This is a genomic window from Acinetobacter sp. ACNIH3 (assembly GCF_002918965.1).
Taxonomy (GTDB): Bacteria; Pseudomonadota; Gammaproteobacteria; order Pseudomonadales; family Moraxellaceae; genus Acinetobacter; species Acinetobacter schindleri.
On sequence record NZ_PQLP01000032.1, the window covers coordinates 24,978 to 35,465 of the forward strand.

A 10,488-nucleotide genomic window follows, 5' to 3' on the forward strand; every position below is an offset into this window, starting at 1 on the left:
CCAAGGCATTCACAGCGCTGCCAGTCACCTGTTATAACTAGAAAAAATCTTGCAGGTGACAAGGACTGGAAATGAACGACGTACAATTGCAGAATACTTTAAGGGCAAGCCAATATGCCGAGCAGGTATTGTCCAGACACGCTGCCTTGCTGCAGCAGGACTATGCAGTTGACCATTTTCAGCATGCTTTAAGTAATGAACAAATCAAGCAATCTGTCACAGATACTCTTAGCAATATTAGTGATGAAGAGCAATGGATGAGTACGTTACGTACTCTGCGTGCTCGCCTGATGTTTCGCTGGATCTGGCAGGATGCCAATCAACTTACTAATGTCATTACTCTCACTCGTGAACTTTCTGATTTTGCCGATGCCGCCATTTGTGCCGCCAAAGATTTTGCCCGTATTCCCTTGGTTGCAAAGTATGGTCAGCCGATTGGCTATAACGGCAAGGTGCAAGACTTAATTGTAATTGCTATGGGTAAGCTCGGTGCTCAGGAACTTAATCTTTCTAGTGATATTGATCTGATTTTTGCCTTTGATGAGCAAGGGGAAACCGATGGGCGAAAATGTATTGATGTGCAGCAGTTTTGCATTCTATGGGGACAAAAGCTGATCTACCTGTTAGATCATATTACCTCAGATGGTTTTGTCTTCCGTGTCGATATGCGCCTGCGTCCTTGGGGAGATGGTTCACCCTTAGCAATTAGCCATATCGCGCTGGAAAAATATCTCAGCCAGCATGGTCGTGAATGGGAACGTTATGCCTGGATCAAGGCGCGGATTGTCAATCCAACGCCTGAAGGTGATGAGTTACTAGAGATGACACGTCCATTCGTGTTCCGTCGCTATGTGGACTACAGTGCTTTCGCTGCTATGCGTGAAATGAAAGCGATGATCCAGCGTGAAGTGCAGCGCCGCAATATTGAAGATGATATCAAGCTTGGTGCTGGCGGGATTCGTGAAGTTGAATTCATTGTTCAGGTGTATCAGCTGATTTATGGTGGTGCCAAGCTGGAATTACAGGATCGCCAATGTCTGGTCAGTCTCAAGCACTTGGTTACGGCTGAATTACTAGATGAACAAGCAGTAGAAGATCTTGAGGATGCTTATTTATTCCTGCGCCGGGTTGAACATGCGATTCAGGCGCTGAATGATCAGCAAACTCAGTCATTACCAACCGAAGATGACCCTCGCCAGCGCATTGCTGATACTTTGGGTTTTGCTGACTGGGCAGCATTTATGGATGTGTTGGATCAGAAGCGCGCCAAAGTGATTTACCAGTTTGAACATCTGATTAAAGAGAATGGTCCAGAAACTCAACTCTCAAGTTTTACCCAACTGGAACAGCAGTTAAATGCAGTACTAGATGTAAATGCCCGAAATCTGGTGCATGAGTTCTGGAACAGTAATACCTTAAAAAAATTGCCGGCCAAAGCCTTACAGCGTTTAAAAACATTTTGGCCTTATCTGATTGAAGCAATTTTGCAATCTGATCAGCCGCAGACGGCTTTAGTGCGTCTGATGCCATTGGTTGAATCAGTCATGCGCCGCACTGTGTACTTGGTCATGCTGATTGAAAGCAAAGGTGCACTTCAGCGTCTGGTCAAGATGGCAACTGTCAGCCCATGGATTTGTGAGGAATTAACCCATTATCCGGTGTTACTGGATGAATTCCTGTCTATGGATTTTGAGCTGCCAAAGCGTAAAGATCTTGAAGATTCTCTACGTCAGCAGTTGCTGCGTATTGAGCTTGATCAGGTGGAAGACCAGATGCGGGTATTGCGTCTGTTTAAAAAATCCAATGTGCTGGCTGTTGCTGCCAGTGATGTGTTGGCAGAAAGTCCTTTAATGAAAGTATCAGATGCTTTGACTGATATTGCTGAAGTGTCTGTAAATGCTGCCTTGCATTTAGCCTATCAAATTGTGGCCAAAAAGCATGGTTTCCCACTTGATGCCGAAGGGCAACGCTGTTCAGTCGATCATACTGCTTTTGCCGTGATTGGCTATGGCAAGGTGGGCGGGATTGAACTCGGTTATGGTTCTGACCTGGATTTGGTATTTATTCATTTTATGAATGAACAGGCAGATACTGACGGACTGAAACCAATTAGTGGCTTTGAATTTGCCATGCGTGTGGCGCAAAAGCTGATGTCACTGATGACTACACAAACCTTGGATGGGCGGGTTTATGAAGTTGATACCCGCTTACGTCCTTCAGGGGAAGCAGGTTTATTGGTTACCAGTCTGAAAGCTTTTGAACAGTATCAGTTTAAGAGCGCCTGGCTCTGGGAACATCAAGCCTTGGTACGTGCCCGTCCAATCGCAGGGGAAATGAGTTTACGTAAAAAATTCGAGATATTGCGCTGTGATATCTTGACCCAAAAACGGGATATCGGTCATGTGCGTGAAGAAGTATTAAAAATGCGTCAGAAAATGAAAGATCATCTGGGTTCTTCAAAAGAGCAAAAAAAAGATGGAATTTTTCATTTAAAACAAGATGCAGGTGGTATCGTTGATATCGAATTTATGGCACAGTATGCGGTGTTAGCTTGGAGTGGGACGAATAAAGATCTCGCCCATTACTCCGACAATGTACGAATCCTTGAGGATGCCGCAAAATCAGGTTGCTTATCCAGCGACGATGCGACTGCTCTGATTCAAGCTTATCTCCGTGAACGCGCCGAGAGCCACCGCTTAGCCCTTGCAAATCAATCCATGCAAGTGTCTGCAAGCGACTGGCACGATACCCGAAAGACCGTTTGCAAGTTATGGCAAAGACTGATTGATCCAAGTGCAGTATTTGCACTGGATAGTGAATAATTGTGAAAAATTGGAGTTTGTGGCATGAATTTGGCTGATCGTGATGGTTTCATTTGGCAAGACGGACAACTGGTAGATTGGCGTGAGGCAAAAACTCACGTATTAACACATACCTTGCACTACAGCATGGGGGTGTTTGAAGGTGTCCGTGCTTATGAAACCCCGAATGGAACGGCTATTTTCCGTCTGAAAGAACACACTAAACGTTTACTTAATTCTGCAAAAATTTATCAAATGAAAGTTCCATTTGATCAGGCAGCGTTAGAACAAGCTCAAATTGATGTCGTTCGTGAAAACAAATTAGCGTCTTGCTATTTACGTCCAATTATCTTTATTGGTTCTGAAAAACTGGGCATTGCCGCAACTGACAATACCATTCATGCAGTGGTTGCTGCGTGGAGCTGGGGTGCTTACCTAGGTGATGAAGCAATGGCGAAGGGTATTCGCGTAAAAACTTCTTCATTTACGCACCATCACCCTAACGTGACCATGTGTAAAGCCAAAGCATCAGGTAACTACACATTATCTATCCTTGCACATCAAGAAGTAGCACATTCTGGTTATGACGAAGCAATGCTTCTAGATCCACAAGGTTATGTATGTCAAGGTTCAGGCGAAAACGTATTCCTGGTACGTGATGGCGTGATTCATACACCGGATATCGCAGGTGGTGCGCTTGATGGTATTACCCGTCAAACGATTATTACCATTGCCAAAGATCTTGGTTATGAAGTGGTTGAACGCCGTATTACCCGTGATGAATTCTATATTGCTGATGAAGCATTCTTCACCGGTACTGCTGCTGAAGTAACGCCTATCCGTGAATACGATGACCGTCAAATCGGTGAAGGCAAACGTGGTCCGATCACTGAGCAAATCCAGACTGCATTCTTCAATGCGGTTCAGGGTAAAGACCCTAAATATGCGCACTGGTTAACTTACGTAAAATAAGTTCAACAGATAAAAAAGGACTCAAATGAGTCCTTTTTTTATGGCTAGAAGAATCTATTAAACCTGATAGAAATCGCGATACCAGTCAACAAACTGTTTTACGCCATCTTCAACAGAAACAGAAGGTTTATAACCTACACTTTGTTCTAGTGCTGAGCTATCAGCGAAAGTATCTGGTACATCACCGGGTTGTAGTGGCAGTAAGTCCAGAATGGCTTCTTTGCCGACTGCTTTTTCAATGGCATGGATATATTCAATCAGTTTGACTGGCGAATTATTGCCGATGTTAAAGATCCGGAACGGGGCATTGCTGGTGGATGGATCAGGATTGTTGCTATCCCAGTCTGGATTTGGTGCAGCAATCTGGTCACTGGAACGGATCACGCCTTCAGCAATATCTGCAACAAAGGTGAAATCACGGGTATGATTGCCGTGGTTAAAAACCGGAATAGATTTGCCTTCAATAATGTTCTTGGTGAACTTAAAGAGAGCCATATCCGGACGCCCCCAAGGACCATAGACAGTAAAGAAGCGCAAGCCTGTGGTTGGCAGTTTGAAGAGGTGGCTATAGCTATGTGCCATCAATTCATTGGCACGCTTTGTTGCTGCATAGAACTGGATCGGATGGTCGACACCATGCTTTTCACTAAAAGGCATGGTAGTGTTGGCACCATACACGCTACTGGTACTGGCATAAGTCAGATGTGGTGTTTTGGCATAGCGACAGGCTTCAATGATATTGGTAAAACCGACAATATTGCTTTCCACATAACTCATCGGATTTTCAAGCGAATAACGTACGCCTGCCTGTGCAGCAAGATGAATCACGCGATCAAATTGATGTTCCTGAAAACACTTGTCAACTGCGGCTTTATCTGCAAGGTTGGCATGATAAAAGTCGAACTGCCCCGACTGCTGTTCCGCTGTTTGAGTTAGCAGATCTACACGTGCCTGTTTTAAAGCTGGATCGTAGTAGTCATTCATGTTGTCAAAACCGACCACATCATCACCACGTTCTAAAAGCTTTTTGGAAACATGGAATCCAATAAAACCTGCTGCACCTGTTACCAGAATTTTCATTCATCGCCTCCAAAAATATCACGGGTATACACTTTATCTTCAACGTCACTCAAATCTTTGGATTGACGATTGGTGATAATCACATCTGCCCGCTGTTTAAAGGCTTCTAAATCAGTAATCACTTCAGATTTAAAGAACTCGCTTTCTTTTAATGCCGGTTCATAAACAATGACTTCAACCCCCTTGGCTTTAAGGCGTTTCATTACCCCCTGAATGGCAGAGGCACGGAAATTATCTGAGCCACTTTTCATAACCAGTCGATAAATCCCGACCACCGACGGATTCCTTGCCAAAATAGAATCGGCAATAAAGTCTTTACGGGTACGGTTAGAATCCACAATAGCTTGAATCAGATTGCTAGGTACCTGACTATAGTTCGCCAATAGCTGTTTGGTATCTTTTGGCAGGCAGTAACCTCCATAACCAAAGGAAGGGTTGTTATAGTGATTGCCAATTCGTTGGTCCAGACAGACACCTTCAATAATTTGCTGAGTATCTAAACCGAACGTTTGTGCATAGGTATCCAGTTCATTGAAGAAAGCTACGCGCATAGCCAGATAGGTATTGGCAAATAACTTGATTGCTTCTGCTTCGGTTGAGTCAGTGAACAGAACAGGACTGTCTTTTTTGATTGCACCTTCAATCAGCATATCTGCGAATTGTTGAGCACGCGCTGACTTCTCTCCAACAATAATACGTGATGGATAAAGGTTGTCATGTAAAGCTTTACCTTCACGCAAGAATTCTGGAGAGAAAATAATATTTTCTGTATGAAATTTCTCTTTAACTGTTTTGGTGAAGCCTACCGGAACTGTAGATTTAATAATCATGACCGCTTGAGGGTTAATCTCGGTCACATCACGAATAACGCTTTCGACGCTTTGGGTATTAAAATAATTGGTTTTGGTATCATAATCCGTCGGTGTCGCAATAATGACAAAATCAGCATTCTGATAAGCTTCATATTTGTCAGTTGTTGCACGGAAGTTTAGTGGCTTTTCACTTAAAAAAGTTGAAATGTCAGGATCCTGAATCGGAGAAATCTTCTGATTTAACATTTCAACTTTATTGTCAATAATATCTAATGCCACGACTTCATGATGTTGTGAGAAGATCATGGCATTGGAAAGGCCGACGTAACCGGTGCCTGCAACTGCTATTTTCATATCAACCTGATTATGTATTTTTAATAGGGGAGCCAGAGCCCAAGCCAATAGTGGTGTTCTCAAGGCGGTTTCATATCATACCATAAAGTATTTTGAGTATTATGAAGGTGTTGAAAAGCGGGGGAGTAACTTTGCTTTAGAGATGGTATGATATGGCGCAGAATGCTGGTGGAAGATGAATACATGCAGGAAAACGTAAACGACTCACTGTCAGGTCAGGCTCATACACAGTCTGAACAGAATATTGTGCTATGCATGAAGTGGGGCACCAAATATGGGGCAGAGTACGTCAATCGTTTATACAACATGGTCAAGCGTCATACTACGGTTGACTTTAAAATGGTGTGTCTGACAGACCGTACCGAGGGCATTGATCCTGCTGTTGAATGTTTTCCTATTCCGCCATTGGCCTTGCCAGCAGGTAGTCCTGAACGTGGCTGGAATAAGTTATCGACCTTTGAACCTAATTTATATGGTTTAAAAGGAAATGCACTTTTTCTCGATTTAGATGTTGTGATTGTCGATAATATTGACAGTTTCTTTACCCATCCGGGTGATTTTTTGATTATTCATGACTGGAAACGTCCATGGCGTATTACCGGAAATAGCTCGGTTTATCGTTTCAAGCTGGGAGCTTTTCCTGGTTTGATGCCATATTTCCGTGAACATTTTGATGAAATCCGTCAGAAGTTTCGTAATGAGCAGGCTTATTTATCCTGGTATGTTGATCAGGAAAAGAAACTGAGTTACTGGCCGGATTCCTGGTGCAAGAGCTATAAATATCACTGTCTGCAAAAAATTCCAATGGCTTATTTCAAGCCGCCTGTGAAGCCGGAAGGTGTCAAAATTATTATTTTCCATGGTGAAATCAATCCACCTGACGCAATTAACGGCGGCGGTGGTAAATGGTACCGTTATGTTCTGCCATCGCAATGGATCAAGGATGCGTGGCAATAATTATTAAGTGTAGTAATTAAGCAATCCGGTACCTATTTTAAAGTGATGAAGTAAATGCAGCAGCAAATTGATATTGTAATTGCCTGGGTGGATGGCAATGATCTGGAATTAAAAAAGAAACGGCATAAATATCTGACTGGTGAAGATGCATCCGATGCAGTCAGTGATACCCGCTTCGCCAGTAATAATGAAATCTACTACAACATTGCTTCAATCCTGAAATATGTACCTTTTTGCCGCAATATTTTTGTAGTGACCGATAACCAGCGCCCAGAATTTATTGATGAATTTGCTGCACAAGGCCTGTGTACTGCCGATAAAATTCGTGTAGTGGATCATCGGGAAATTTTTAGAGGTTATGAGCAGCATTTGCCCACTTTTAATACCCGATCCATTGAAAGTATGCTCTGGAACATTGAAGGATTATCAGACTATTTTATTTATTTGAATGATGACTTTTTCTTTAATTCAACTGCACAGCCAGAAGATTTTCTAAACGGTAATCATTTGGTGATCTATGGCCACTGGCAAAGCAGTTTTGCGCTGAAGACAAAGTTAAAATATCGCCAATTTTTGCAGCGTCAATTTGGCAAGCCGATTCAGCCGAAGCACATGATTGCACAAATGTTAGGGGCAGATATCCTGGGTTTCAAAAAGTTTTTCGAGATCCATCATTATCCACATATTGTTGATCGTCATGTTTTGAAAGATTATTTATTGGCACATCCGAAGTTGCTGGAAACCCAGATTAAATACAAGTTCCGCAGTGTAGAGCAGCTTAATCCCATTTCACTGATGAATCATATCAAGATTCAAAAGCAGCAAGCTGAGCTGAAGCCGGATATTAAACTGGCTTATCTGAAAAATGAAGATAGCCTCGACAGTTTTATTTCAGCTTTAGATAATCCTGCAATAAAATATGGTTGTATCCAGAGTCTGGATCAATTAAAGCCAGTAGATGCAAAGCAGATCAGTAATGCCATGCAGAAAAAACTGGCTGGTTATTTGCCAAATTCAATTTCAGCTTAGAGGTTCATGATGAAAGTAATTACTTATCTGATTAATCTGGATGGTAGTCATGAACGGCTTGAACGGGCGACTCAGCAACTAGATGCAGTAAATTGGTCCTTTGAACGTTTCTCCGCAGTCGATGGCCGTGGCAAGGCTTTAACTGAATTTACCAACTATGATGATCAAGGTGCGCAACAGATTCTTGGACGTAGCCTGATGAACTCGGAATTGGGGTGTTATCTGAGTCATTATGCTTGCGCAGAGAAGTTTCTGAATACTGATGCAGATTATCTGGTTATACTTGAAGATGATATGAAAATTAATCCAGACTTTAAAACAAAGCTGGATGGTGTGTTGGAATATCTGGATCAGCATAAAGATTTAGATTGGTACTTAATCAATATTGCAGCCAAAAAGAAAAAGCTGGCGAAAGATATTATCCAGATTGAAGATATGAGCATGTGGCATGCTTTTTATTTTCCAATTCGCGGATTAGGTTTGATCTGGTCACGCCAAGGTGCTCAAGCATTTTTAGAAGCTGGTAAGCATATAAATATGCCTGTCGATATTTTCTTCCAGACCTGGCTGAGTAAAAATGGAAAGGGATTAGGTGTGTGGCCAGCCTTGGTTCGACCTGCAGGTTTAGACAGTGATATTTTAGGGACAGTCGCTTCTCAGGGCGTATCACGTAAACAAAAAGAAAATCGTGGCTTGTCCCATGGTTTGAAGAAGCAGAAGCGCATGTGGCGTGACCGCTATTATGCACTTAAACACTTAATGGCTTCAAAGTAAGTAAATCTGTATGAAAAACATTGTAATTAGCCTAAAAACAGCAACTGCACGTCGTGAACACATTCAAAAAGAATTTGGCAAACAGAATATCGGTTTTGAATTCTTTGATGCATTGACACCAGATTTAGCTAAACCACTGGCTGAAAAAATGGCACTGCAGGTGCACGAAGATTTTCTGACTTCTGGCGAGTTAGCTTGTTTTATGAGTCATGTATCGATCTGGCAAAAAATGGTAGATGAGCAGATTCCGCATTTGGCAGTTTTTGAAGATGATGTATATTTGGGAGAAAATGCTGACTATTTTCTGAGTCAGGATGACTGGATTCAAAATGACTGGGATATTATTAAAATAGAAGCTTTTGGCGATAAGGTATTTTTAAGTGGGCCTAAGATAAATATCGCAAATGGATCGCGTCAGATTGTTCAGTTAACGGGAAAAAATTTAGGGACAGCGGGCTATATTTTAAGTCTGAAAGGTGCACAAAAATACTTGGATTATGTGCGAAAGATTCAGTTAATTCCTTTAGATCAAGTTATGTTTGATGAATTTATTCAAGCTAAAATTTATCCTGTCTATCAAATGACACCAGCTCTTTGTATTCAAGAAATGATGCTTTTTCCTGAGAAGAAGACAGTTCTCTCAAGTGATTTGCTTGCTGAACGTAAAGCGCGTATGCGTAAGCAGAAGAAAAAGGGGTGGGCAAAAATTCAGTTGGAAATTATGCGTGTACTTAAGCAAGTGAAATATGCTTTAGTTGGTCAACGAGTAGACTTTAAATAAAGTTAAGCCAACAGAAAAGAATGTTTAAATAAATTTGCTTAAAAGCATCAAATATAAATGTGATGAAATGATAGGAATAACTTGAAATGCGTATTCTAGTAACTGGTGGTGCTGGATTTATTGGTTCAGCTGTAATACGTCATATTATTGAAAACACTAAGCACCATGTTTTAAATGTAGATAAGCTTACTTATGCTGGAAATTTAGAGTCATTAAGTCTAGTTCAACAAAGTGATCAATATCAATTTAGTCAGACTGATATTTGTAATGAGACTGCAATCGAAGCACTCTTTCATGAATTTCAGCCAAATGTTGTGATGCATCTCGCTGCTGAATCGCATGTAGACCGTTCTATTGATGGTCCGGCAGCCTTCATACAAACCAATATTATCGGTACTTATACTTTACTTGAGGTTGCTCGAAAATATTGGCTGAATCTTGATGAAAAATCAAAAAAGAATTTCCGTTTTCATCATATTTCGACAGATGAAGTATATGGAGATTTGGAAGGAACAACCGATCTATTTACTGAAACAACACCTTATCAGCCAAGTTCTCCATATTCAGCATCTAAAGCGAGTTCAGATCATTTGGTCCGTGCTTGGCATAGAACCTATGGTTTACCGGTAATTGTCACCAATTGCTCAAATAATTACGGTCCATATCATTTTCCTGAAAAGTTAATCCCATTAGTAATTTTGAATGCACTCGATGAAAAGCCATTGCCAATTTATGGTAATGGCCAACAAATCCGAGACTGGCTATTTGTGGAAGATCATGCAAGAGCTTTATATAAAGTGGAGAGGTGGTCCCACTTGTTTGAACAACTAAAAGCGTATTTATAAGTGATATTCCGCTCTAGTTAAGCCACCTTGTTTTGTTGGGGTAGCTGATCATAGTAAAACTCATTTGGTGTCATTTTGTCTAG

The 10,488-nt window shown here is 41.5% G+C and carries 8 protein-coding genes and 1 pseudogene; 7 read left to right on the top strand and 2 right to left on the bottom strand.

Going from position 1 to position 10,488, the window contains the following annotated elements; all coding sequences use genetic code 11:
• The first annotated feature begins 71 nt into the window (after positions 1-71).
• Together glnE and C3420_RS12145 are read left to right on the top strand one after the other, a co-directional pair.
• A complete protein-coding gene (gene glnE / locus C3420_RS12140) occupies positions 72-2,822 on the top strand; it encodes a bifunctional [glutamate--ammonia ligase]-adenylyl-L-tyrosine phosphorylase/[glutamate--ammonia-ligase] adenylyltransferase (RefSeq protein ID WP_103800621.1) in 2,751 nt (916 codons plus the stop codon).
• 24 nt (positions 2,823-2,846) lie between these two features.
• Positions 2,847-3,773 carry a branched-chain amino acid transaminase gene (locus C3420_RS12145; RefSeq protein ID WP_004813074.1) on the top strand — a complete coding sequence of 309 codons (927 nt, stop codon included), beginning with the start codon at positions 2,847-2,849 and terminating at the stop codon, positions 3,771-3,773.
• A 57-nt stretch (positions 3,774-3,830) separates the two neighbouring features.
• On the opposite strand, the gene C3420_RS12150 is transcribed toward C3420_RS12145, so the two are convergent.
• Together C3420_RS12150 and C3420_RS12155 are read right to left on the bottom strand one after the other, a co-directional pair.
• Complete coding sequence (locus tag C3420_RS12150) at positions 3,831-4,853, bottom strand: NAD-dependent epimerase (protein WP_004813072.1); 1,023 nt, start codon at positions 4,851-4,853, stop codon at positions 3,831-3,833.
• Positions 4,850-6,019, bottom strand: coding sequence for a nucleotide sugar dehydrogenase (locus C3420_RS12155; protein ID WP_004813070.1), 1,170 nt, complete (start codon positions 6,017-6,019; stop codon positions 4,850-4,852). The genes C3420_RS12150 and C3420_RS12155 overlap by 4 nt, the downstream gene beginning before the upstream one ends.
• Before the next feature lie 183 nt (positions 6,020-6,202).
• On the opposite strand from C3420_RS12155, the gene C3420_RS12160 reads away from it, so the two are divergent.
• From C3420_RS12160 to rfbB, 5 genes and pseudogenes are all read left to right on the top strand, one after another.
• Positions 6,203-6,976 carry a hypothetical protein gene (locus C3420_RS12160; protein ID WP_051005988.1) on the top strand — a complete coding sequence of 258 codons (774 nt, stop codon included), beginning with the start codon at positions 6,203-6,205 and terminating at the stop codon, positions 6,974-6,976.
• 54 nt (positions 6,977-7,030) lie between these two features.
• The gene (locus C3420_RS12165) at positions 7,031-8,005 is read left to right on the top strand and encodes a stealth family protein (protein ID WP_004813066.1); all 975 of its coding nucleotides are present in this window, start codon (positions 7,031-7,033) and stop codon (positions 8,003-8,005) included.
• 9 nt (positions 8,006-8,014) lie between these two features.
• Entirely contained in the window at positions 8,015-8,779 is a 765-nt protein-coding gene (locus C3420_RS12170) for a glycosyltransferase family 25 protein (RefSeq protein WP_004813064.1), read from the top strand.
• A 10-nt stretch (positions 8,780-8,789) separates the two neighbouring features.
• Positions 8,790-9,560: a glycosyltransferase family 25 protein gene (locus C3420_RS12175; protein WP_103800622.1), complete on the top strand. Its 771-nt coding sequence runs from the start codon at positions 8,790-8,792 to the stop codon at positions 9,558-9,560.
• An 86-nt stretch (positions 9,561-9,646) separates the two neighbouring features.
• Positions 9,647-10,360, top strand: a pseudogene (gene rfbB, locus C3420_RS12180) (dTDP-glucose 4,6-dehydratase); the annotation flags it as partial.
• Positions 10,361-10,488: the final 128 nt, after the last annotated feature.

Coding starts and splice junctions, on each gene's coding strand:
- glnE (WP_103800621.1), top strand. CDS start 72: ATGAACGACGTACAATTGCAGAATACTTTAAGGGCAAGCCAATATGCC.
- C3420_RS12145 (WP_004813074.1), top strand. CDS start 2,847: ATGAATTTGGCTGATCGTGATGGTTTCATTTGGCAAGACGGACAACTG.
- C3420_RS12150 (WP_004813072.1), bottom strand. CDS start 4,853: ATGAAAATTCTGGTAACAGGTGCAGCAGGTTTTATTGGATTCCATGTT.
- C3420_RS12155 (WP_004813070.1), bottom strand. CDS start 6,019: ATGAAAATAGCAGTTGCAGGCACCGGTTACGTCGGCCTTTCCAATGCC.
- C3420_RS12160 (WP_051005988.1), top strand. CDS start 6,203: ATGCAGGAAAACGTAAACGACTCACTGTCAGGTCAGGCTCATACACAG.
- C3420_RS12165 (WP_004813066.1), top strand. CDS start 7,031: ATGCAGCAGCAAATTGATATTGTAATTGCCTGGGTGGATGGCAATGAT.
- C3420_RS12170 (WP_004813064.1), top strand. CDS start 8,015: ATGAAAGTAATTACTTATCTGATTAATCTGGATGGTAGTCATGAACGG.
- C3420_RS12175 (WP_103800622.1), top strand. CDS start 8,790: ATGAAAAACATTGTAATTAGCCTAAAAACAGCAACTGCACGTCGTGAA.